Source organism: Paraburkholderia sediminicola (genome assembly GCF_046027825.1).
GTDB classification, from domain to species: domain Bacteria; phylum Pseudomonadota; class Gammaproteobacteria; order Burkholderiales; family Burkholderiaceae; genus Paraburkholderia; species Paraburkholderia sediminicola_D.
This window is the reverse complement of sequence record NZ_JAQQDU010000061.1, coordinates 14,863-37,703: the sequence shown is the minus strand read 5'-3', so window position 1 is coordinate 37,703 and position 22,841 is coordinate 14,863. Positions and strand designations below refer to the sequence as shown.

Below are 22,841 nucleotides of genomic sequence, written 5' to 3'. Positions count from 1 at the left end.
CTGCGGCGCCCCACCAAGTCCCGCCGCAACATTGCGGCACCTGCCCACACGACCACCATCGGTGATGGGCCAGTCTTCGATCACGCAGTAACAGGCGTCGTCGGTGGGCTTCCGTACAAACCGGTCCCCGCGCAAGGCGACCTGTCCTACGCCATCGTGACCCGGTTTCTGCCACTGTGTTTCGAGCGATACAGCGCCCGATCCGCGCTCGCGAAGCCCTCACGGTGTGCCAGCCGGGACGCCTCGTTCATCCGCGTCAACGAGGCGCCGACGCTCACCGTCACCATGCCGAGCGGCGAGGCGCGATGTTCGATCGCCAGGTCCTCCACGCCCTGCCGCAGTGCGTCGAGCGTATCTTCAAGCGCCGCCGGCTGCGCTCGCAGCACCAGCAGGCCGAATTCCTCGCCACCCATGCGCCCGGCGACAATGCGCTCGCCGTCGGCCGCCGCCTGCATCACCGAAGCCACCTTGCGCAAACAATGATCGCCCGCCTGGTGGCCATAGGTGTCGTTGTATTGCTTGAACCAGTCGACGTCGACCACCACCGAACCCATCATCTCGCCGTCGCGCGCTTCTTTCCACTTGTGCGCGATGCTTTCCAGCAGGAAGCGGCGGTTATACAACTGGGTGAGCGGATCGATCGCGGTCGCCGTGCGCATTTTCAGATCGTTTTCGATCATCGCGCGCAGGTGGTAGAACACGCCTCGTTTCGATGCATCGAGGTGGCCGGGCGCGGGGTCCATCGCGCACAGCGCGCCGACGATCTCGCCGTTCGGCGCGCGCAGTGCAATCGCCGCGTAAAACCGCACGAAGGGATGACGCTGCACCAGCAGGCATTCGCCGAAACGGGCATCGTCGTGCGCATCCTCGATGACGAACAACTCGGCGTCGCGCACAGCATAGTCGGCCAGCGAGTGCGCGCGGGTGATGAGCGGCATCGCCATGCCGACTTCCGCCCGGTAATGCTGGTTCTCCTCGTCGAGCAGCGTGATCGCGGTAATCGCCGCACCGGTCACGCTCTTCAGGATTTCCGCCGCGTGGGTGAAGCATTCGCGCATCACCTGATCGTCATGTAACAGCCACTCAATGACCGATGATTCCACCTCGGGTTCGCCGGTGGCGGACGGGTCCACCGACATCCGGCTGGAAAGACGGTCGTTACTGTAAGCGAGTTGCACGGCTGGGTTCCCGTATGTGATTAGCTTATGTCAACGGCATATACACCCAAAACTTGAGCGCCAGACGCGTGCTTCGCGCGGGTTGTCAGCGCCACGCGCGATCCAGCCGGGACAATCGCCTCATGGCCCCGCGAAGTACAATTCACGCGCCAGCCGCGCGCCGCCTTCGTCCTGTCCCAAAACCAGGCAGCGCGCCCAATCAACAGACAATTGCAGCCGTTCAGGCGCAATCTGAACAACTGCGCAACCGCCAAGCCCTATCCTTCTCGCCTTACGCTTTAACGAACACGTATTTCGCACGAACATGATCAATCTCTTTCAGGCCATGCAGGCTTTCGTCAAGGTCGCCGACGCAGGCAGCTTCGCGCAGGCCGCGCAGCAACTCAATGTCTCGACCTCGGTCGTGACGCGCCATGTGTCGAGCCTCGAGAAGCACCTCGGCATCCGGCTATTCCAGCGCACCACGCGCAAAGTCGTGCTGACCGAAGCCGGCGCGGACTATGCCGACGGCTGCCGCGTGCTGCTGGCGGAACTCGAAGAGGTCGAATCACGCGCGACCACCACCTCGAAGGAAGTCGCGGGCGATCTGCGGATTGTGGCATTAGGCAGCTTCTCGCTGTTCCGGCTCACACCGCTTTTTGCGGAGTACCAGGCAAAGTTTCCGCTCGTGAATCTGCGTGTCACGCTCACCGAAAAGCGTGTCGATCTGCTCGAAGGCGGCTTCGACGTGGGTATCGTGACCGAACACATGATCCGTTCGGAATCGCTGGTGGCGCGCCGCCTCATCAACTCCCACGCGGTGCCGGTGGCGGCTCCCGCCTATCTGGCTGCGGCCGGTTATCCGGCAACCCCGGCCGATCTCGCGCAGCATCGGATGATCGCCGCACCGCTCGATACCAGTCCGCAGACCTGCGTATTCAGTAACAGCAGCGACGGCCGCGAAGAGAGCATCACGCTCGATCCGTCGTTCACGGTCAATAGCATGATCATGCAGAAACAGGCGGCGCTCGGCGCAATGGGCATCGCGTTGCTTCCGCTCGAAATGGTCAGCGATGAATTGCGTGCCGGCACACTGGTGCAGATCCTCAACGAATACACCGTGCTCAATGGCGACGTCGCGGTTTCACTCGTTTATCCAAGCCGCGAGTTCGTGCCGCGCAAGATCCGCGAATTCATTGATCTCGCCGTCGGCTATTTTAAATAGGAATTCCTTGAGATCTGAATCTGAATAAGCGACGCAGCTGAGACCGCGACACCCTCAGCAGCAAACTATCCGCGCTGTTATTCCACGCTAAATCCAGGTTGTTATTTAAGGCCGCTCGCCTCGCGCCAACCGCGCATCGATCTCGCGCACGACAGGCATCAGATCGGCCACGCTATCAATCACATAATGCGCCCCGGCGGCCTGCAACTTCTGAATCGCCGCCTTGCGCCGCCAGGCAAATTCATCCGGCGCCAACGCCTTGACATCGTCCTCGGCCATGCCAAAAGCATTGCCGCTCACCGCGACACCCACCGCCCACGTGCCGCCATTGATCCCTTCTTCGATGCCGACCTCGGTGTCGTCCACCTTGATGGCATCCTTTGCGCGCCACACACCCAACTCCGGCAAAGCTTTGTAGATCATGTAGGGCGACGGACGGCCCTCCGGCGTGTCACCGGTACACACCAAACTATCCGGCGCAAAACCCTGAGCCGCTGCACCCGGCAAGATCTCAGCCATGATTTCGCGCGTATAACCAGTCGTCGTGCCGATCCTGATGTCATCGCTACGCAGCGCGCTCGCCACTTCCGCCACACCCGGAATCACCGAACTGTAGCTCGCGGCCACCGCGATGTTCTTCGGCACGAAGACGTCATACACCGCGTCGATGTCCGCTTCGCCCGGCGTGCGGCCATACTTGTCGGCCCATGCTTGCGATACGCGCGGCAATGCCATCAGCGCCGCAATGTGCGGGCGCTTGGCCATGCCCATCGGGCCGCGCGCTTCGTCGATCGTGATCGATACGCCGAACTGCTCGAACGTCTCGACAAACGCGCCCATCGGCGCCAACGAACCATAGTCGACCACCGTGCCGGCCCAGTCGAAAATCACTGCTTTTACGTGTTTCATTTACTTCTATTCTCAGGAGGTTGTGAAGCTCGCGCGGCGTGCCGCACGTTTATATGATTCAGGCGGCTTCAGCCAGCGTCTTGCGCTCTTCTATTGCCGCGGCCGGCGGCGCGGCGTGCCCGACACCCATCGCCTGGAGCGATTGCGAACACGCCTGCACCACGCGGTGCATCACGCGCTCATCCACCTGGCCGATACAGCCGATGCGGAAGCTGTCCACCACCGTCAGCTTGCCCGGATAGATGATGAAACCCTGCCCCTTCATCAACTCATAGAAGCGCTCGAACTTGAACGACGGATGCGCCGGCGAGAAAAACGTCACGATGATCGGCGAGCGCCAACGCGCGTTCAGCAGCGGTTCGAAGCCGAGTTCACGCATGCCCGCGACCAGCACGTCGCGGTTGTTCGCGTAACGCGCGAGACGCCCGGCCTGGCCGCCTTCGAGCTTATGCAGACGCAGCGCCTCGATAAACGCGGCAACCGTGTGCGTGGGCGGTGTGAAACGCCATTGGCCGGTGCGGTTCATCACGTCCCACTGGTCGTACACGTCGAGCGAGAGCGAATGGCTTCGACCCTTGGCCTCCTGCAACGCGCGCTTGCGGGCGATCACGAAGCCGAAGCCGGGTACGCCCTCGATGCATTTGTTCGCCGACGAAACAAAGGCCTCGCACGGAATCTGACGCACATCGAGCGGCACCGCGCCGAACGCGCTCATTGAGTCGATCAGCAGCTTGCGGCCTTTTTTCGCGGTGGCGGCGGCGATTTCTTCGATCGGATTGAGAATGCCGGAGCTCGTTTCGCAGTGCACCGCGACCACGTGCGTGATGCTCGGATCGGCATCCAGCATGCTTTCGACTTCGGCGCCGCGCGGCGGCAGGTAGTCGCCCTTGTCGAGCACCGTGCAGGCGCGGCCGAGATAACCGAGGGTGGTCGCAATGCGCTTGCCATAGGCGCCGTTGGCCAGCACCAGGGCATGACCATCTCGCGGAATCAGGCTGCCAAGCATCGCTTCGACGCAATAGCTGCCGCTGCCCTGCAACGGTACACAGTCGTACTCACCGGCGGTGTCGCCGGCAATCTCCAGCAGGCTGCGGCGCAGGTGCGCGGTCATTGCGCGGAAGTCGCCATCCCACGATCCCCAGTCGCGCAGCATCGCTTCCTTGGTCGAGAACGCCGTGGTCAGCGGTCCCGGCGTCAACAGATACGGCTCGCCCTTGGCTGGCGCGGCACACTTCGCGGTTGAAGGCGTGGCGCACGCTGTCGGGGAGTTATCGATCGCGCTTTCCATGTTCGGAATCTCCGGTATTGCTGTTTCGGTCATGACACAGTACAGAAAGGCTGTCCATCGGTAAAATCGATATAATCGATGCCTATATCGTAAAAACTTATTTACCGGCGAGGCAGACGTGCAATACGCGCAATTGCGGGCGTTTCATGCGGTCGCGGAACATGGCGGATTTTCCAAAGCGGCGCAGGCGCTCTCGCTCACACAGCCGGCCGTGTCCGATCACGTGAAGCGGCTTGAGCAGGATTACGGCGTCAAATTGTTCGAACGCGGCCCACGCGGCGTTGAAACCACCGAACTCGGCCTGCGTCTCTTTAGCGTGACGCGGCAGTTGCTCAGTTGCGAGCGCGACGCGCGGCAACTGCTCGAATCGGCAGGCGGGCTCGAGTCCGGCTCGCTCTCGCTGGTCGCAGACGCGCCCGATCTGGCCGTCACGCTGATTGGCGAGTTTCGCAAGCTGCATCCGGGGATCGTCGTGACGCTGTCGGTCGCCAATGCCGCGGACTGCATGCAGCGCGTGCTATCGAGCGCGGTTGACGCCGCCATTACCGCCGCGCCGCAGGTGCACAGCCGGCTCGAGTCGCGCGTGCTGCGGCGCGATCCGCTCGTGGCGATGGTGCCGGCAAGCTATCCGGTGGCGAAGAAACGCAAGCTGAGCTACGCGGAACTTGTGCAGCAGCCGATGATTTTTCGCGAGCCGCAATCGGTCACGCAGCAGTTGCTGGAAATCGAACTGGTGCGCGAGTCATTGCAGGTCGAACCGGTCATGTACGTGGGCGGACGGGAAGCGCTGGAGGAAGCGGTTGCCCAAGGCATGGGCGTAGGTGTCATCGCGCGCGCTGAATTCAATGAATCGCGGCGTATCAGGATGATTCCGCTTGAGGATTGCCAGGTGCAGATGATCGAATCGCTCACGCGGCTCGCGGGGCGGCCGGGGTCGAATCTGCTGGATGCGTTGTTTGCAGTGGAGTTGACGAGCGCCGGTATAGCGCCGGTACGGTGACGGCTCAATAAGATGCTGGGCCGCCAGGCAAGCGCTGCCCGGCGGCGTCTTCATGCTGGTTTGATGCGCTGAGCGGGTGCCGTGACGGCGCATGGTTTCATCACACGAAAGCACGACCCCACGCTGCGCATCATCCTGTTACCGCGAACCGCCGCTGGCGATCAGGCTTTCACCGGTCATCCAGCGCGAATCGTCGGAGGCGAGGAACACGGCGACGCCGGTGATATCGTCAGGCTGGCCGATGCGGCCAAGCGGTGTCGTGCTGATTGCCCAGTTCTCGAAGTCCGAGCCAATGAAGCCGGCGGTATGCGTGCCTTCCGTTTCCACCATGCCGGGATTCACGGAGTTGACGCGAATCTTGCGCGGGCCGAGTTCACGTGCGAGCACGCCGGTGATAGCGTCCACCGCGCCCTTGGTGGCGGTATAGACCGCGCTGCCCGGCGGCGTGATTCGGCTGACGACCGAACTGACGTTCACGATACTGCCGCCTTCGCCCAGATGCTTCACCGCCGCTTGCGTGACCAACAGCAGACCCAGCACGTTCACATTGAATTGCTTATGGAAGTGCGCTTCAGTGATCGCTTCGATCGGCGCCATCTCATACACGCCGGAGTTGTTGACGAGAATGTCGAGGCGGCCATACGTTTCGACTGCCGCATCGATGATGCCGATCGCGTCGGCGGCCTTTGACACATCGCCTGCAACGGCCACTGCCTTGCCGCCCGCCGCGGTGATTGCGGCGACCACATCGTCCGCGCCCGCCTTGCTGGACGCATAGTTCACCACCACCGACGCGCCCTGCGCTGCCAGCCCCTTCGCAATCGCCGCGCCGATGCCTTTCGATGCGCCCGTTACAACCGCAACCTTACCTGTGAGCTTGCTCATGATCGTGTCCTTTGGATGGAGTGCGCGCAGACGCGCTGCCGCGAAGATTCGCCGTGCTGACGTCGATGAAGCCGGAAAACCGGTGGCGCGTTCACTGGACACAATGTAGGCACACAAGCCGTAGGGATAAAGTGGCTGAAGGCGAATAGACACGCCGGATGAGCCGAACAATCGCTTACCACCCCAAACAGCCATTTAACCGGGAGAAAGAGACTGCTGGATGACGCGCGAGCAGGCGTGTTGTACATTTCCATTGACTGACCGGAAATTCACTTCAGATCGCACTTACCCAGCCGCATTCGCGAACCGCGCCTCGAATAGCTGGCCGCGGAAAAGTCGATACCCGGTTGCTTCGCCGTTTGCAGCATATGAGAACTGCAGGATAACGATCCTCACGATCATGGAGCGCGGCATGCCAGACGCAGCCTATCCTCAGGCGAGCACCCTCAGTCGCCGCGGGCGCAATATCAGCCTTGCCGTTTTCCTCGCCATCATCGCGTTCGGCGCCGTATACGTTGCGTCACACCTGGCCGTCGACCTTCATCCGGTCCAGGAACACTCCCTCCTTCCTTACTTTCTGCTTGGCGTGGCGTTGCTGATTGCATTGGGCTTCGAATTCGTGAATGGTTTTCATGACACGTCGAACGCTGTCGCCACCGTCATCTATACGAATTCCCTTGCCCCCCATCTTGCCGTGGTGTGGTCGGGTGTATGGAATTTTCTGGGCGTGCTCGTGTCGACCGGCGCGGTCGCGTTCGGCATCCTGCAACTGTTGCCCGTCGAACTGATCCTGCAGGTCGGCAAAAGCGCTGGCTTTGCGATGGTGTTCGCACTGCTCATCGCCGCCATCGTCTGGAATCTGGGTACCTGGTATTTGGGCCTGCCGTCGTCGAGTTCGCACACACTCATCGGTTCGATCATCGGCGTCGGTCTGGCGAACGAGTTGATGCAGGGCCCGTCGGGCACGAGCGGCGTAGACTGGAATCAGGCCATTGGTGTCGGCAAGGCGTTGCTGTTCTCACCAATCGTGGGTTTTGTGCTCTCGGCGTTCCTGCTCCTCATACTGAAGGCAGCCGTGCGCGTGCCGAGCCTGTACACAGCGCCTGCGGGCGACACGCCGCCGCCTTTCTGGATTCGCGCGCTGTTGATCCTCACCTGCACCGGCGTTTCGTTCGCGCATGGCTCGAACGACGGCCAGAAGGGCATGGGCCTCATCATGCTGATCCTGATTGGCACGGTGCCGACTGCCTATGCGCTCAACAAGGCGGTCACGCCCGAGGAAACACAAACCTTTGTTGCCGTCGCGCACGAAGCGTCTGCCACGCTCGCCTGGTACACGGGCGACGCGGCTCCATCGGCCGATCCTCGCGGCGCCGTCGAAGCCTATATCGGCACGCATCACCTGACACCGGCGACGCTGCCTGCCCTCAAACAACTCATCGACAAGATTGCCGGCCGGGTCGCGGCGTCAGGTTCGATAGCCAATATGCCGCAGGACCTCGTCGACAACGTACGCAACAACATGTACGTCGCGTCGGAGGCGATACAACTGATGCAGAAAACCAAGGCCGTCAGTTTTTCCGCGGATGACGCAAGTGCCATCGACAACTTCAGAAAACAGATGGACCACGCGACCAAGTTCATTCCAACCTGGGTCAAAGTCGCTGTTGCCATGGCGCTGGGACTCGGCACGATGGTCGGATGGAAGCGGATCGTCGTGACAGTCGGCGAGAAGATCGGCAAACAGCACCTGACCTACGGACAGGGCGCTTCGGCGGAGACGATCGCCATGCTAACGATCGGCGCGGCGGACGTGTGGGGCTTGCCGGTTTCGACAACCCACGTGCTGGCCTCGGGCGTGGCAGGCACGATGGCCGCCAATGGTTCCGGCCTGCAATGGCACACCGTGCGCAACCTCATTCTCGCCTGGGTGCTGACGTTGCCGGCGTCGATCGGACTTGCCGCCGGACTCTACTGGCTGTTTCACCACCTGTTCTGATCTCGGCGGGCAGCACGTATCCTCACTTCATCGGCTCGACGTAAACCCACCGAAGAACGATTGCGCATTCGCATCGAGCGTCTCGATGTGATACCCGCCTTCCTGCACGATCAGCGTCGGCAACTTCAGCGCGCCAAGTTCACCGCCGAGTCGGCCGAAACCCTCAGTCGTCACCGCCACCATCGCTTGCGGATCATCCTTGTAGATGTCGAAGCCCAGCGCAACGACCAGCACATCCGGTTGAAAACGTGCGACCACGCGCAGCGCCGCGTCCAGTTGCTCGAAGAACACCGCTTCCGACGAACCATGTGGCATCGGCAGATTGACGTTGTAGCCCTCGCCTTTCTCCGCGCCACGTTCGTCTTCGAAACCGGCGACTACGGGATAGAAGTTCGTGGGATCGCCGTGGATCGACACGTACAACACGTCGTCGCGGCCGTAGAAAATCTCCTGAATGCCCTGGCCGTGATGCATGTCCGTGTCGAGAATCGCGACGCGCCCGTACTTTTTCCGCAGCGCCTGGGCGGCGACCGCCGCGTTGTTCAGGTAGCAGAAGCCCCCCGCCGCTTCGGCACGCGCGTGATGGCCCGGCGGGCGGCATAACGCGTACGCTTCACCCGCACCGTCGAGAATCGCATGCGCGCCGGCCAGCGCGCTTTGTGCTGACCAGTAAGCGGACTCGTAGGTATCCGCGCCGATCGGGCAACTGCCATCGGCTTGATAGCGCGCGGCCTGTGCCAGTACACCGCGCAACGGATTATTCTCACGGATGTACACGTTCGACATCACTTCGTCGCCCCATTCCGCAGGTATCTTCTTCCACTCGCGGTGCGCTTCTTCGAGGAAGCGCAGATAGTTCATGCCATGCACTTCCGCCAGCGGAGCCGCACCGAAATCCGTCGGTTCACGCATATCGAAACCGAGCTTCTTTGCAGCTTCGACGAGCCGCAACGCACGTTCGGGGACTTCCTGCGCCGCGCGCATTTGTCCACGCGACAGATAGCTGCGCGGATGATGTTTCAACTGTGCCGGATGAAAAAACGTCTGCATGTTCCAGTTCCTTTGCTTCAGTCGTATTCAGGCGTAAGCCGGGGCGGCCATCTTTGCGCGCGCCAACACCGCATTGATCAACACGTTCGCGCCCGCGGTCACGTCGACGGGCAGCGCGTCTTCGGCTTCGTTGTGCGAGAGGCCGTCGACGCAGGGGATGAACACCATCGCGGTCGGCACATGCCTTGCGAGATGAATCGCATCATGTCCCGCACCGCTCACGATACGCTCGTATGAATAACCGAGTTGCTGCGCGGCCTGTTCGACCAGCGCCACGCACTCAGCGTCAAACGGTGTTGCCGGACTCTTCCAGTAAGTTGAGATCGTGGTTTGCAAACCGCGCTGCGTCGCGATTCGCTCGAATGCGGCACGCACGTCACGCTCCATTGCGTCGATCTGTGCGTCGTCGGGATGGCGCAGATCGACGGTGAACGCCACTCGCCCGGCAATCGTATTGCGCGAAGAATTCGGCACATCGATCTGGCCGATCGTGACCAACCCCAAGGGCGCGTAACGCTGGGCGATTGCTTCAAGTTCGAGCGCCATCGCTGAAGCCGCAAAGAAAGCGTCCTTCCTATAGGGCATCGGCGTCGTGCCCGCGTGTGCCGCGACGCCGGTGACGTCGACGTCGAGCCAACGAATCGCCTGACCGCCGGTGACGACACCGACCGGATGCCCGTGGCTTTCGAGAATCGGCCCCTGTTCGATATGCGCTTCAAAATAGGTTTCAACGTGGCTCGCGTCCCGCTGACGCGCATTGTCATAGCCGCACGCATTGAGCGCATCGGCAAGCGTCATACCTTGCGCATCTTGCGTGTCCAATGCAGCTTGCAAAGGCGTAGCGCCGACGAACACCGCGGAGCCGAGCATGGCAGGCGTAAAGCGCGCGCCTTCCTCATTGGTCCACGAAACAATTTCAATCGGATGATGCGTCTGGATGCGCTGATCGTTCAGGCTACGAATCACTTCCAGCGCGGCCAGCACACCGTACACACCGTCGAAACGGCCGCCTTCCGGCTGCGTGTCGAGATGGCTGCCGATCAACACCGGTTTGGCGTCAACGCTCGTGCCTTCGCGGCGCGCAAACAGATTGCCGACTTCGTCCGTATGCACCGTCATGCCTGCCTGCTTGCACCAACTCGCAAATAGCTCGCGCCCGCAGCGGTCTTCTTCCGTCAGCGCCAGGCGCCGGACGCCACCACGCGCGGTCGCGCCCACTTGCGCCATCTCCATCAGGCTTGCCCACAGGCGTTGCCCATCGACTTTCAACATCGTTGATTTCCCTTTGATTCAGCGTGCCGGCAACGCTTCGGGCGCATCGGCACGACGGTGTTTCAGCGCATCCAGTGCGACGATGCACGACAATGAGATGCCCGCGAGGCAGGTGTAAAACACCGCAAGCGGCCACCATTGCCCAGTAAATTTATGCGCGAGCCATGTCCCCGCCAGCGGCGTCAGCCCACCGGCAATCGCACCACACACCTGATACGAAAGCGAGATCGCCGAATAACGCACACGCACCGGAAACACACCGCTGACAAAGCCCGCGATCACCGAATAGAAACTCGCCATACACACCACGGCAAGCGCGATGCCGACGATCATCGACACGCGACTGCCGCTCTGCACGAGCGTGAACATCGGATACGGCGAGAGCATCGCGGCGAACGCGGCTAACTTGAGAAAGCGCGCACCGCCGATCTTTTCCGCGAGCCACGCGGCCAGCGGTTGCGCCAGAAACTGGATAATCGCGACCGCGAACAGACAATCGAGAATCAGCGATTTCGACACGCCGATGTTTTGCGTGGTGTACGAAATCATGAAGGTGTTGGTGAAATACACGCCTGCGATACCGATCGTATTCGCGCCGATGCACAGCGCAACCAGCGCGCCGGATGAACGGAACACTTCGGCAATTGGCATCTCGACGGTGCGCTTCGCCTCTTTCTCGCGCTGGAATTCCGGCGATTCGTTCACGCCGATGCGGATAAAGATGCCGACCGCGAGCAGCACCGCACTCGCCAGAAACGGCAGACGCCAGCCATACGCAATGAAATCCTCGTGCGGCAACGACGTGACCGCGCGAAATGCGATCAGCGAGAGAATCAGCCCTGCCGGGCTGCCCAGTTGCGCAAACGAGGCGAAGAAAGTGCGCCGCCCTTTCGGCGCATGTTCGCCGGCCATCAGCACGGCGCCGCCCCACTCGCCGCCCACGGCCACACCTTGCACCACGCGCAGCAATACCAGCAGCACGGGCGCGAGTACGCCAACCTTCGTATAGGCAGGCAGCAAGCCGACACACACGGTCGCGACACCCATCATCATCAGCGTGGTCATCAGCGCCTTCTTGCGGCCGATGCGGTCGCCCAGATGGCCGAAAATCACGCCGCCGAGCGGCCGCGCAAAGAAGCCCACCGCGAAAGTCGCAAACGACGCCATCGTGCTGACAAACGGGTCGTGCGAGGGGAAGTACAACTCGCCGAACACCAGCGCGGCGGCGGTGGCGTAGATGTAGAAGTCATACCACTCGATCATCGTACCGATGAAAGCGGCGCTTGCCGCTCGCACGGGCTGACGGGTGGCGTGGGTTGCAGCGTTCATAGCGGCTCCTCAGTCGCGATTCCTGATATCAGGGGATCTTGTGAGGGGTTTTATCGCCAGCCATAAAACATTAGTCAAATTTCGGTTTATTATCTCAACTATAAATCTGGCTAATGTCGAAGGCGACTCCATGACTCAGTTGCGCGCGAACGTCACGCGTTTTTTGAATGACAGGCTCGACTGGAACCTGCTGCGCACTTTCCTCGTCATCATGCAGGAGCGCAGCGTGAGCCGTGCCGCGGCCCGTTTGCATCTGACTCAACCCGCGGTCAGCCAAGCGCTTAAACGGCTCGAAGAGACGCTCGGGCGCAACCTGATCCAGCGCCGCGGCCCGCACTTCGAACCGACCCGCGCCGGCGAGGAGGTGTATCGGATCGCCAGCGATATTTACGGCCACATGTCGCGACTCGAAACCGAACTCGACGACCGCAGCGACGACATCACCGGGTCGATCCGGCTCCTGACGGTAAGCCGCATCGACTCCGGCGTCTATGACGAATTCCTCGCGGAATTCCACAAGACCTATCCGCGCGTGGATTTGCAGATCGAAGTGATGCGCTCATCGGACATCATCTCGTCATTGCTGCAGAAGACAGCCACGGCCGGCCTCGGTCTATGCCGAACGCCCGTCGACAAACTCGAGCAGCGCTGCTTTCTGCGGCAACGCTATGCGCTTTTTTGCGGGCGGCATCATCGGCTGTTCGGGCGGCATGCGCTGTCGATCGATCAGTTGCTCGCGGAAAACTTCGTGTCGTTCACCAGCGACCAGATCGGCGACAGCCTCTCGCCGCTCACCGTGTTTCGCGATCAACGCGGCTTTACCGGACGTATCGTGGCGGCTTCGCCGAGTCTCGACGAAGTGCGTCGGCTGATCTTTGCCGGCTATGGCATCGGCTGCCTGCCCGAGCACATCGTGCGCGACGATCTCGCGCAGCAACGGCTATGGCGTCTGCCGCCCGAAGAGGGGCTCGTGGACGTGGATATCGATCTGCTGTGGCTGCGCGCGCGCAAGATGAACGCCGCCGAGCAGGCGTTTCTCGACGGCATGGAGCGCACGATGCAACGCTACGCTCTGCCTGAGCGGCTCGCGCCGCGTTGACTGAGAACGGGCCTGGCGGCTCACTGATTGCCGCGTTTGCGCAGCAAGGCGATCTGTGCGGCCACACTTGCCAGCACGGCCAACGCGCCCAGCGTATCCAGAATAGTCGACCACACGATCCAGCCCTCCTTGGGTCGCTCTCGCGACCTCTTGATCAAACGAGCGGGCGCACCAGCAACTGAATGCCCAGGCCCAGCAAGCAGATAAAAAACCAGCGACGGAAGGTCTCCGGACTGAATCGCCCTCGCACGCGCTGCCCGATCGCCATGCCGATCAGGGCGGGCACCACGGCGAACAGGGATTCGCCCAGATCGTCGACGGCAAACGCGTGCTCTCGCGCGAGTCCGATGGCGAGCGCAATGGTGGATACCGTGAAGGACAAGCCGAGCGCCTGAACCAGATCCTCTTTCTTTAACGAAAGCCCCTGAAGATACGGCACCGCCGGCACGACGAACACCCCCGTGCCGCCGGTGATCAGGCCGGTGAGCGCGCCGATCGCCGGCGACAGCCAGCGCTCATGCCGGGCCGGGACGGAGAGGCGCCACGCCATCAATCCGGCCACGGCGTAGAGCGTCAAGGCCGCGCCCAAACCCACGACGGCCCATTCCCCGCCCCCGCCGGCAATGAACGACGCGGCCGCAACCGTGCCGACGACAATGCCGGCCATCATCAGCCGCAGACGCTTGACCAGCGCCCGCACGCTGGGCCCCGCGAACAGTTGCCAGACGTTCGTCACGAACGACGGCAACAGGAGTAAGGCGGCGGCTTGCGCCGGCAGCATCAGCGTGCCGAGCACACCCATGGCGACGGTCGGCAGCCCCATGCCCGTCACCCCCTTGACGAAGCCGGCAACGGCGAAGGTCATGGCAACCACGCTCACGTGCATAGCAAAGGACGAGATCATCGGGATCGGGTTCTGAATGTCATGTCCGCGATTTTCGATCGCCGCAGCAGTGCCCACAATGCGTAAGATACGTACTGTGACTTAGGCTATGACTAAGGCTCAGGCTCTGCGAAGGCAGCCCCCACTCAAATCCGACTCCATGCGCTTCGACCTGATCGACCTCCGCCTCTTCCTGCACATCCTCGAAACCGGCAGCATCACGCATGGCGCGGCACGCGCGAACATGTCGCTGCCGTCGGCCAGCGCGCGTTTGCGCGGCATGGAAGAAGCATTGGGCGAGCCGTTGCTGGAGCGGGGTCGGCGCGGCGTAGAGTCCACTGCGACAGGCGATACGCTAGCGCATCACGCGAGACTCGTGCTCGGCCAGATCGACCGGATGGAAGGCGAACTCGGCGAACATCGGGCGGGACGCAAAGCGTGCATCCGTCTATGGACCAATACCGCCGCGATCACCGAGTTTTTGCCGTCCGCGGTGGGCCTGTTTTTGCGCGATCACCCGAACGTGCAGATCGATCTGAAGGAACGGCAAAGTAGCGAAACCGTGAAAGCGGTGCTGACCGGCGCGGCGGAGATCGGCATCATTTCGGATGCCGTCGAACACGGCGCGTTGCAGACGCTGCCCTTCGCCGTCGACAAACTCGTGCTGGTCGCGAGCCGTGACGACCCGCTGGGCGCGCGCCGCCGCGTGACGCTTGCGGAAGTGGCTGACCGTGAATTCATTGGCCTGAGTACGAACAGCGCGTTGCACGCCTACCTTGGCGAACGCGCACTGCTGTCCGGGCAGCCGCTCAGCGTCCGCGCGCACATGCGAACCTTCGAAAGCGTCTGCTGCATGGTCGAACAAGGCGCGGGCATCGCCATCGTGCCGGCCACCGCCGCGAAACGCTATCGCAGCGCGCCGGGCATTCGCACGATCGAACTGACGGACAGTTGGGCCACGCGTCAGTTGCTGATCTGCATGCGCGACCTGAACACCCTGAAACGGCCGGAAAAGGCGCTGGTCCGGCATCTGGCGGGGGTTTGAGCCTGTAGAGGCGACGCGGCTGGCGCTTTATTATCAGCCGGACTTATTTTATAGCCAATTTTTAATCGATTTGCCTGATTCCCTGCCGTTTCTTATCCTTGATGCGCAACCGGACGCCGCGCACTGCATGCGGTCTCCGCGCTGCCCCTCTCGGTCCTTTAGACGGCAAGATCATGGAAAGAAACACCTTCAACGTTCGCGTCGACAGCGTGCGTGACGAAGCACACGGCGTGCGCTCGTTCAGCGTATCGCGGCTGGACGGCCAACCGTTCGACCACTACGAGCCCGGCGCGCACATCGACGTTACCGGCCCCTCGGGCGTCACACGGCAGTATTCGCTATGCGGCGACCCGGATCATCGTGAGGTGCATCTGTTTGCCGTCAAGCGCGAAGACGCGTCGCGTGGCGGCTCACGCTCGCTGCATGACGACGTGACTGTTGGCAGCGAATTGACGATCGGTGCGCCGCGCAATCTGTTCCAACTCGCGTCCGACGCGAGCGACCATATTCTGATTGCGGCGGGCATTGGCGTGACGCCGCTGTTGAGCATGGCCTATCGGCTGCTCAAGCAGAAACGGCCTTTTGTATTGCATTATTTCGCGCGCAGCGCGGAGCATGCGGCGTTCTTGCCGCTGCTGTCGCGCGCTCCGTTCAGTGATTTCGTGCGATTTCATTTCGGCGTCGAGCCACAGCAACTGGATACGGTGCTGGCCGAATGCGTGGCAAACGCGCGCCCTGGGACGCATCTCTATACCTGCGGCCCGGGTCCGTTCATGGAGCGCGTGGTGGCGGTTGGCGAAACGCGGGTCACGGCTGAGGCGATCCATCTCGAACGTTTTGCCGCCGAGCCCGCTTCGGCGGCTAGTGGCGAAGCGAACGCCCTCCATGCATTCGACGTGCAGATCGCCAGCAGCGGCGCAACGGTACGCGTGGATAAACACACGACGATCGTCGCGGCGCTGGCGTCGATCGGTATCGAAGTCGATACGTCATGCGGCGAAGGCGTATGTGGGACCTGCATGGTCGACGTCGTAAGCGGGACGCCTGAGCATCGCGACCATTGCCTGAGTAAAGCGGAACGCGCCGGCGGCAAGGTGATCTGCTGCTGCGTCTCACGCGCGACTTCGCCGCTGCTGGTACTCGATCTTTAAGACTGGATCCACTGGTACAACCGTCAATGCAACCGGGTGCTGCATTCGCAGCACCTTCTCTCGCCGACCCTTACCGGTCGTCGTCTCGAATCGACGATGCATGCCGGCATAGCGCACGCACTTCGACATCCATATACGGAAACAGCGGCAACTGGCTCAGCACGTCATGCAGATGCGCGGGGCTGTCCACGTCGAACACACTGATATTCGCGTAGCGCCCGGCGATGCGCCACAAGTGCCGCCATACGCCCGCCTCCTGCAGCTTCTGCGACATCGCTTTCTCATCGGCCTTAAGACGCGCGGCGCGTTCCGCGTCCATCTCGGGCGGCAGGTTGACGGTCATCTCAACATGAAACAGCATGCTTACTCTCCTGTTCTGTTCGGTAATAAAAAAACCCTGACTACCCGGCAAACCACGCCGCGCAGCCAGGGTCGACAGATTCATACGGTACGTCTATGTCTTTAAGGCGTCAGGGCGTCAGGGCCTCAAGCTTCAGGCTTCGGCGCGCAAGCGCTCCACTTCTGCGCCCGGCAGATTGTCGCGCTCCTTGAACAGCGTGAAGTCGAAATCGATCAGCGCGAACTTGCCATCCACACCATAGGGCTTGCCTTCCGCACCCTCGGCCTGCTTGACCGCCGGCACGAGGCCGTCGCGCGTGGCGAACGCGAAGTCGTCCCACAGATACGGATCGCCGTCGATGTTGATCTGCGTGGTCAGCTTGCGGCAGCCCGGCGCCGAAACGAAGAAGTGGATATGCGCCGGGCGATGCCCATGACGGCCCAACTGATCGAGCAACAACTGCGTCTGCCCTTGCGGCGGCACCGAGTAACCCACCGGCACCACGCTGCGGAAACTGTACTTGCCCTCGGCATCCGTGCGAATCGAGCGGCGCAGATTGAACGCCGGTTGCGACTTGTCGAAGTACGAGTAGTTGCCGAGGTGATTCGCGTGCCACACTTCAACCAGCGCATTCGCCATCGGCTTGCCGTCTTCGCCGAGCACGCGACCGCGCATCACCAGCGTCTGGCCGGGATCCGTGCCGTCGTCCAGCCGTGCATGCCCTTCGGACAGCGGCGCGCCGGCCACATACAACGGACCTTCGATGGTGCGCGGCGTGCCGCCTTCGATACCGGCCTTGGCTTCCGCTTCGTCCAGACGCAAATCGAGAAAGTGCTCGAAGCCGAGACCCGCGGCCAGCAGACCGAGTTCGCCGCTCTTGCCCGCATCGCCGAGATAATTCAGCGCGGTCCAGAACTCATCCGGCTGCACGTCGAGGTCTTCGATCGTATAGAACAGATCCTTGATGATGCGGTTAACGATCTGCTTGGTGCGCGGATTGCCTTCGTGGGTGGCGCTCTCGTTGATCTTCTGCAACAGCGCGTCGATGGATTGCTTGTTCATGGGGTATCTCCTTCGTTTGATGTTTCTGGCGGCTAGCGGATGAACCGTCAGTTGAGGGTGACGCTTGCGCCCTTGCGCGTATCGCGCCGCAAGCGATCGATCTTGGCCCAGTCGAGCGTGATGCCAAGACCCGGCCCTTGTGGAAGATGCAAAGCAAAATTCTCGTAGCGCAGCGGTTCGGTGAGAATTTCTTCCGTCAGCAGCAACGGCCCGAACAGTTCAGTGCCCCACTTCAGTTCGCCAAAGGTGCTGAAGAGCTGCGCCGAGGCAATCGTGCCCACTGCGCCTTCGAGCATCGTGCCACCGTACAGGTCGATGTTCGCGGCAAGCGCAATGGCCGCCACCTGCGCGGCGCCCGTCAGACCGCCCGATTGCGCGATCTTCACGGCGAATACGTCGGCGGCACGCGCACTGGCAATCGCGAAGGCATCCGCCGGGCCGTGCAGCGCTTCGTCGGCCATGATCGGCACCTGAGCGAGATCGGTCAGACGTTTGAGGCCCGCGCGATTTTCCGCAGCGATCGGCTGCTCGATCAGTGCAATACCGGCATCGGCGAAACGCTTGCCGGCCCAGATCGCTTCCGATTCAGTCCATGCCTGGTTCACGTCGACACGCACTTCGCCACGGCCTTCCAGCGCTTTCTGAATGGCCACGACGTGCGCGACGTCGTCCGCCACTGCGCGCGAGCCGATCTTCAGCTTGAACACGCGATGGCGCTTCGTTTCATACACGCGCTCGGCTTCGTCGATATCGCGGGTCGTGTCGCCACTCGCGAGGGTCCACGCCACGTCCACCGAATCGCGCACGCGGCCGCCGAACAACTCCGACAGGGGTACGCCGAGGCGCTGCGCCTGAGCATCGAACAACGCGGTTTCAACCGCGGATTTGGCAAAACGGTTGCCCTGAAACAGCGCGCGCAGCTTCGCCATCGCTGCGCCTGGACGGGTCGCGTCCATCTCTTTGAGCAGCGGCGCGAAGTACGTATCGATGTTGACCTTGATACTTTCCGGGCTTTCCTCACCGTACGCGAGGCCGCCGATGGTCGTGCCCTCGCCCACGCCAACCATGCCGTCGGCGCATTGGATCCGCACCAGTACGAGCGTCTGGCAGTTCATCGTTGCGACCGAGAGCCGGTGCGGACGAATCGTCGGTACGTCGACGAGAATCGTCTCCACGCTCTCAATCTTCACGGGTGTTGCTATCATTCGTTGCCCTCCTGAACTGCTTGACCGAGGCTCCATAGTAAAAACAACCCGCGAAGCAGTCCAACACCGATTCAGACTACTTCCATACCTTGGGGGTATGCATGGAACTTCGCCAACTCCGCTACTTCATTGCGGTCGCCGAAGAAATGAACATCACGCGGGCCGCGAATCGCCTGCATATGACGCAACCGCCGCTTAGCCGCCAGATCCAGCAGATCGAGGAGAGCATTGGCCTCCCGCTGTTCGAACGGGGGGCCCGCCCGCTGCGGCTGACCGAAGCCGGCCGCATTTTCTATGCGCAGGCCAAGCGTTTGATCGACGAGGCCGACGAACTCGCGCCGCTCACGCGACGGCTCGCGCAACTGGCCGAGCGCATCGTGATCGGCTTCGTGCCGTCCACGCTCTATGGCGCGCTGCCCGCGGTGATACGCGCGTTTCGCGAGGCTGCGCCGCATATCGAGTTGTCGCTGATTGAAATGTTCACGATCGAACAGCTCGGGGCCCTCAAAGGCGGCCGAATCGACGTCGGCTTTGGCCGCTTGCGTTTCGACGATGCCCAACTGGCGCGCGAAGTGCTCGTTGAAGAGAGGATGATTGCCGCACTGCCGCAAGACCATCCGCTCGCACGCCAGAAGAAACCGCTGACGCTTGCCCAGCTCGCGCAGGAAACGCTGATCGTTTACCCGAGCACGCCGCGGCCCAGCTATGCGGACCAGCAACTATCGGCGATGCATGACCATGCGCTGGAGCCCAAGGCAATCCATGAAGTGCGGGAACTGCAAACCGCGCTTGGGCTGGTTGCGGCGCAGGTTGGCGTGTGTCTCGTGCCGGAAAGCGTGGAGGGTTTGCGCGCGCATGGCGTGGTGTACCGGCCGGTTCCAGCCGCCAATATCGCCTCGCCGATCATCATGAGCCGCCGCCTGCAGGATGAGTCGCCGACGACTACGTTGCTATGTTCGCTGGCGCGGGATCTGTTCAAACGGGATTGAAGGAAGGCGTACACGGCCTGTAAGCGGTGTATGCGGCGCTTCCGGGCGCACGCAAGCCCGCCCGCGAGAAGCCAACCGCAGCAAGCCGCTGAGGCCCATCTCAACGTTCGTCAAACCGCCGCACGATATCGCCCATCAGATTGCGCAACCACACGTTGCCTTCGTCCTGATCGAAATGCTCGTGCCAGTGCATCGTGACTGCCGCCATCGGCAACGTGACAGGCAGCTCGTAGAGTTGGAAACCGCCGTCCCGATTGAAGATGTGCGCAAGACGCCGCGGCAGCGTCGCGAACAGATCGGTCACGGCCAGCACGCTCGGCAAGGCCACGAAATGCGGTAATTCCAGCGCAATATGCCGGCCGACACCTTGCGCCCGAAACGCATCGTCGAGCGCATAGTGGCTGTGCTCGACCGACCTGATCTGCACGTGCGACGCGTCCACAAACGCCTTCATACCCAGCTCTTTCGTACGCGGCAAGCCACGCCGCTTGCGCGTCATGCAAACGTAAGTCTCTTCGAACAACGGTTGATGACGCGTGCGCGCGGTTAGCGTCGGCAGATTGCCGATTGCAAAATCAAGGCGGCTCGCGCGCAACGCGTCTTCGATTTCTGCCACCGGCAGGGGCTCAATACGCAACTTCACGCGCGGGGCCTGCCGGTGCAACGCCTCACAAATCGGCGGCAAATACGCCAACTCGCCCGCATCGGAGAGCGATAACCTGAACGTACGCGTGCTCACCGCCGGATCGAAGTGCTCCGCGTAACGCAATGCTTCGCGCACGGTATCCAGCGCCCGCGCAACGATGCCTGACAGTTCGAGCGCGATCGGCGTGGGCTGCATGCCGGCGCGTGTGCGAATGAACAGCGGATCGTCGAACAAGGTTCGCAAACGCCCCAGCGAGTAACTGATCGCCGGCTGTGACAGCGCAAGGCGCTGGCCGGCCCGCGTGAGGCTGCGCTCTTCGACGATCGCCTGGAAAACGCGCAGCAGATTGAGGTCGACGTGGTCCAGTGAATTCATCGAGATATCCATAAGATTGATCTTATATTTTATTTTAGATCAATTTGACGCATATCAGTCGATCCGCGAGACTCTGCTTCATCGACCACCCCACCTATAAACACGATGAGCGATTCCTCATATCAGACCGTCGACGCGAGCGCCTTGTACCAGCGCGCGCAGTCCGACCGCGTCGCCCCGTCGCTGTACTACGACCCGGCGGTTTTCGAAACCGAACTCGAACGCATTTTCTACAAGACCTGGATCTGGGTCGCGCACGAAAGCGAACTGCCCAATCCGGGCGACTTCCGCACCACCACGATCGGCCGCCAGCCGGTGATCGTGGTGCGCGACAAGAGCGGCGCCGTCAACGTATTGCAAAACCGCTGCCGCCATCGCGGCGCGACCGTGTGCGAGCAGCACAAGGGCAACGCGAAAGGCTTCACGTGCCCATATCACAGCTGGACCTATGGGCTTGATGGCGCATTGCGCGCCCTGCCTTACGGCGACGGCTATGAAGGCGTGATTGACAAGACCGAGTTGCCGCTCGCCAGTTTGCGCGTGGGCATTTATCAAGGTCTGATCTTCGCGAGCTTCAATCAGGAGATCGAGCCGCTTGAAGACTTCCTCGGCGGCGCCAAGCCCTGGATCGACCTGTTCATGAAGCAAGGCGCGGGCTATCCGATCAAGGCCAACGGCGAGCATCGTTTCCGTTTCAACGGCAACTGGAAAATCCAGCTCGAAAATACCACCGACCTGTACCACTTCCCGGTCGTCCACAAATCGTGGATGAAATCGATCGACGACGAAACCGCCGCGGCGATCACGAGCTTCATGACGAGCGACGAAGCGTTCTGCCGCTCGCTCGGCAACGGCCATAGCCTCGCGGTGCTGGTGCCGGAACTCGTCGATCTCGACAAGGACGACGGCGCACCGATCCCGGAGCGCTTCGAAGAACTCGCCGCCACGCTGGCGAAAAAGCACACGCCGGACGAAGTGCGCCGCATCGTGCGTTCGTTGATGGGTGTCGGCTTCAACCTGAATCTGTTTCCGAACCTCGCGCTGTCGATGGCGTTTTTCCGCGTGCTGCGGCCCATCTCGGCGAATGAGACGGAAATTCGTCACGTCGCCCTTGCCATGGACGGCGGCCCCGACGAAGCGAACCGCGTGCGCCTGCGAATTCACGAACACTTCCAGGGTCCGTTCGGATTCGGCAGCCCGGACGATGCCGAAGCGTGGGAACGTGTGCAGCGCGGCTCGCATGCCGGCCCCGATCTGCCGATCCTCGTGAACCGCGGCCTGAACCGCGAGAGCACGGCACCGAACGGCGAAAAGACCGCCCACGCCACCGACGAAACAGGCATGCGCGAAGCGTACGCGCAATGGCGCACGATGATGGAGCAAGCATGATGGACAACAGAAACACGCTGTTCTCACAGCAGACCTTTGCCGGTGCGATCGAACTGATCTGGCGCGAAGCTGAATTGCTGGACCGCAAGGACTATCGCGAATGGCTTTCGCTGTGGGACCCGGCGGGCTTCTACGTGGTGCCGATCGACCCCGACACTACCGACTTCGCCGCCACGCTGAACTACGCGTACGACGATCAGGACATGCGCGAGAAACGCGTGCAACGCATGACGTCCGGCTATTCGGCCTCGACGAGCGACGCCGCCCGCACCGTGCGCACGGTCTCGCGTTTCACGCTGACGAGCGATACAAGCGATGAGGTGGAAGTGAACTCGGCGCAGGTCATCGTCGCGTACAAGCGCGGCAAGTCGACCCTGTTCGCGGCCGATCTCACGCATCGCATCAGTTTTGCGAGCGGTGAACCGCGCATGGTGCAGAAGGTGATCCGCCTGATCGATTCGACCGAGGCGCTTAGCGCCATCGGGTTCCTGCTGTAATTGATCTGTGATTGATTGACCCGTGATTGACGACGATACCAGCGAA

At 61.9% G+C, this 22,841-nt stretch carries 21 protein-coding genes; 9 read left to right on the top strand and 12 right to left on the bottom strand.

Translation table 11 applies throughout. The features are described 5' to 3' along the window. Positions 1 to 146: 146 nt before the first annotated feature. Positions 147 to 1,178: a diguanylate cyclase gene (locus tag PQQ96_RS28055; RefSeq protein ID WP_408298685.1), complete on the bottom strand. Its 1,032-nt coding sequence runs from the start codon at positions 1,176 to 1,178 to the stop codon at positions 147 to 149. A gap of 304 nt (positions 1,179 to 1,482) precedes the next feature. Between PQQ96_RS28055 and PQQ96_RS28050 the strand changes: the two genes are divergently transcribed. Beyond that, a complete protein-coding gene (locus tag PQQ96_RS28050; RefSeq protein ID WP_408298683.1) occupies positions 1,483 to 2,382 on the top strand; it encodes a LysR family transcriptional regulator in 900 nt (299 codons plus the stop codon). A 105-nt stretch (positions 2,383 to 2,487) separates the two neighbouring features. Here the strand turns inward: PQQ96_RS28050 and phnX are convergent, their stop codons facing one another. Together phnX and PQQ96_RS28040 are read right to left on the bottom strand one after the other, a co-directional pair. Next, a complete protein-coding gene (gene phnX, locus PQQ96_RS28045) occupies positions 2,488 to 3,291 on the bottom strand; it encodes a phosphonoacetaldehyde hydrolase (RefSeq protein ID WP_408298681.1) in 804 nt (267 codons plus the stop codon). Between the two features lie 58 nt (positions 3,292 to 3,349). Beyond that, entirely contained in the window at positions 3,350 to 4,579 is a 1,230-nt protein-coding gene (locus tag PQQ96_RS28040; RefSeq protein ID WP_408298715.1) for a 2-aminoethylphosphonate--pyruvate transaminase, read from the bottom strand. Between the two features lie 118 nt (positions 4,580 to 4,697). Here PQQ96_RS28040 and PQQ96_RS28035 point away from each other — a divergent pair, with 118 nt between their 5' ends. Further along, positions 4,698 to 5,579 (top strand): LysR substrate-binding domain-containing protein, encoded by an 882-nt coding sequence (locus tag PQQ96_RS28035; protein ID WP_408298679.1) that lies wholly within the window; start codon positions 4,698 to 4,700, stop codon positions 5,577 to 5,579. 138 nt (positions 5,580 to 5,717) lie between these two features. On the opposite strand, the gene PQQ96_RS28030 is transcribed toward PQQ96_RS28035, so the two are convergent. Continuing rightward, entirely contained in the window at positions 5,718 to 6,464 is a 747-nt protein-coding gene (locus PQQ96_RS28030; RefSeq protein ID WP_408298677.1) for a glucose 1-dehydrogenase, read from the bottom strand. Positions 6,465 to 6,876: 412 nt separating this feature from the next. Here PQQ96_RS28030 and PQQ96_RS28025 point away from each other — a divergent pair, with 412 nt between their 5' ends. Further along, on the top strand, positions 6,877 to 8,463 hold the full coding sequence (locus tag PQQ96_RS28025; RefSeq protein WP_408298676.1) for an inorganic phosphate transporter: 1,587 nt from the start codon (positions 6,877 to 6,879) through the stop codon (positions 8,461 to 8,463). A gap of 27 nt (positions 8,464 to 8,490) precedes the next feature. Here the strand turns inward: PQQ96_RS28025 and PQQ96_RS28020 are convergent, their stop codons facing one another. Genes PQQ96_RS28020 through PQQ96_RS28010 form a run of 3 tightly spaced genes read right to left on the bottom strand, consistent with a single transcriptional unit; the run spans position 8,491 to position 12,114 of the window. Further along, positions 8,491 to 9,513, bottom strand: a complete 1,023-nt coding sequence (locus PQQ96_RS28020) for a histone deacetylase family protein (protein WP_408298674.1) — start codon at positions 9,511 to 9,513, stop codon at positions 8,491 to 8,493. A gap of 27 nt (positions 9,514 to 9,540) precedes the next feature. Further along, complete coding sequence (locus tag PQQ96_RS28015; RefSeq protein WP_408298673.1) at positions 9,541 to 10,785, bottom strand: Zn-dependent hydrolase; 1,245 nt, start codon at positions 10,783 to 10,785, stop codon at positions 9,541 to 9,543. An 18-nt stretch (positions 10,786 to 10,803) separates the two neighbouring features. Further along, complete coding sequence (locus PQQ96_RS28010) at positions 10,804 to 12,114, bottom strand: MFS transporter (RefSeq protein WP_408298671.1); 1,311 nt, start codon at positions 12,112 to 12,114, stop codon at positions 10,804 to 10,806. Between the two features lie 139 nt (positions 12,115 to 12,253). Here PQQ96_RS28010 and PQQ96_RS28005 point away from each other — a divergent pair, with 139 nt between their 5' ends. Next, positions 12,254 to 13,213 (top strand): LysR family transcriptional regulator, encoded by a 960-nt coding sequence (locus PQQ96_RS28005; protein ID WP_408298713.1) that lies wholly within the window; start codon positions 12,254 to 12,256, stop codon positions 13,211 to 13,213. A 154-nt stretch (positions 13,214 to 13,367) separates the two neighbouring features. On the opposite strand, the gene PQQ96_RS28000 is transcribed toward PQQ96_RS28005, so the two are convergent. Then, positions 13,368 to 14,078, bottom strand: coding sequence for a sulfite exporter TauE/SafE family protein (locus PQQ96_RS28000; RefSeq protein WP_408298669.1), 711 nt, complete (start codon positions 14,076 to 14,078; stop codon positions 13,368 to 13,370). Between the two features lie 178 nt (positions 14,079 to 14,256). On the opposite strand from PQQ96_RS28000, the gene PQQ96_RS27995 reads away from it, so the two are divergent. Further along, on the top strand, positions 14,257 to 15,141 hold the full coding sequence (locus PQQ96_RS27995; protein ID WP_408298667.1) for a LysR family transcriptional regulator: 885 nt from the start codon (positions 14,257 to 14,259) through the stop codon (positions 15,139 to 15,141). 173 nt (positions 15,142 to 15,314) lie between these two features. After that, entirely contained in the window at positions 15,315 to 16,292 is a 978-nt protein-coding gene (locus PQQ96_RS27990) for a PDR/VanB family oxidoreductase (protein WP_408298665.1), read from the top strand. Between the two features lie 70 nt (positions 16,293 to 16,362). Here the strand turns inward: PQQ96_RS27990 and catC are convergent, their stop codons facing one another. The 3 genes from catC to catB2 all read right to left on the bottom strand — a co-directional run bounded on the left by catC (position 16,363) and on the right by catB2 (position 18,899). Then, entirely contained in the window at positions 16,363 to 16,653 is a 291-nt protein-coding gene (catC, locus tag PQQ96_RS27985) for a muconolactone Delta-isomerase (RefSeq protein WP_408298664.1), read from the bottom strand. 132 nt (positions 16,654 to 16,785) lie between these two features. Continuing rightward, the gene (catA, locus tag PQQ96_RS27980; protein WP_408298662.1) at positions 16,786 to 17,694 is read right to left on the bottom strand and encodes a catechol 1,2-dioxygenase; all 909 of its coding nucleotides are present in this window, start codon (positions 17,692 to 17,694) and stop codon (positions 16,786 to 16,788) included. A 47-nt stretch (positions 17,695 to 17,741) separates the two neighbouring features. Then, the gene (gene catB2 / locus PQQ96_RS27975) at positions 17,742 to 18,899 is read right to left on the bottom strand and encodes a muconate cycloisomerase CatB2 (protein ID WP_408298660.1); all 1,158 of its coding nucleotides are present in this window, start codon (positions 18,897 to 18,899) and stop codon (positions 17,742 to 17,744) included. 101 nt (positions 18,900 to 19,000) lie between these two features. On the opposite strand from catB2, the gene PQQ96_RS27970 reads away from it, so the two are divergent. After that, positions 19,001 to 19,888: a LysR family transcriptional regulator gene (locus PQQ96_RS27970; RefSeq protein ID WP_408298658.1), complete on the top strand. Its 888-nt coding sequence runs from the start codon at positions 19,001 to 19,003 to the stop codon at positions 19,886 to 19,888. Between the two features lie 100 nt (positions 19,889 to 19,988). On the opposite strand, the gene PQQ96_RS27965 is transcribed toward PQQ96_RS27970, so the two are convergent. Beyond that, positions 19,989 to 20,909, bottom strand: coding sequence for a LysR family transcriptional regulator (locus tag PQQ96_RS27965; RefSeq protein WP_408298656.1), 921 nt, complete (start codon positions 20,907 to 20,909; stop codon positions 19,989 to 19,991). A gap of 105 nt (positions 20,910 to 21,014) precedes the next feature. Here PQQ96_RS27965 and PQQ96_RS27960 point away from each other — a divergent pair, with 105 nt between their 5' ends. After that, positions 21,015 to 22,298: an aromatic ring-hydroxylating oxygenase subunit alpha gene (locus PQQ96_RS27960; protein WP_408298655.1), complete on the top strand. Its 1,284-nt coding sequence runs from the start codon at positions 21,015 to 21,017 to the stop codon at positions 22,296 to 22,298. After that, positions 22,295 to 22,795 (top strand): aromatic-ring-hydroxylating dioxygenase subunit beta, encoded by a 501-nt coding sequence (locus tag PQQ96_RS27955; RefSeq protein ID WP_408298653.1) that lies wholly within the window; start codon positions 22,295 to 22,297, stop codon positions 22,793 to 22,795. The genes PQQ96_RS27960 and PQQ96_RS27955 overlap by 4 nt, the downstream gene beginning before the upstream one ends. The last annotated feature ends 46 nt before the right edge of the window (positions 22,796 to 22,841 follow it).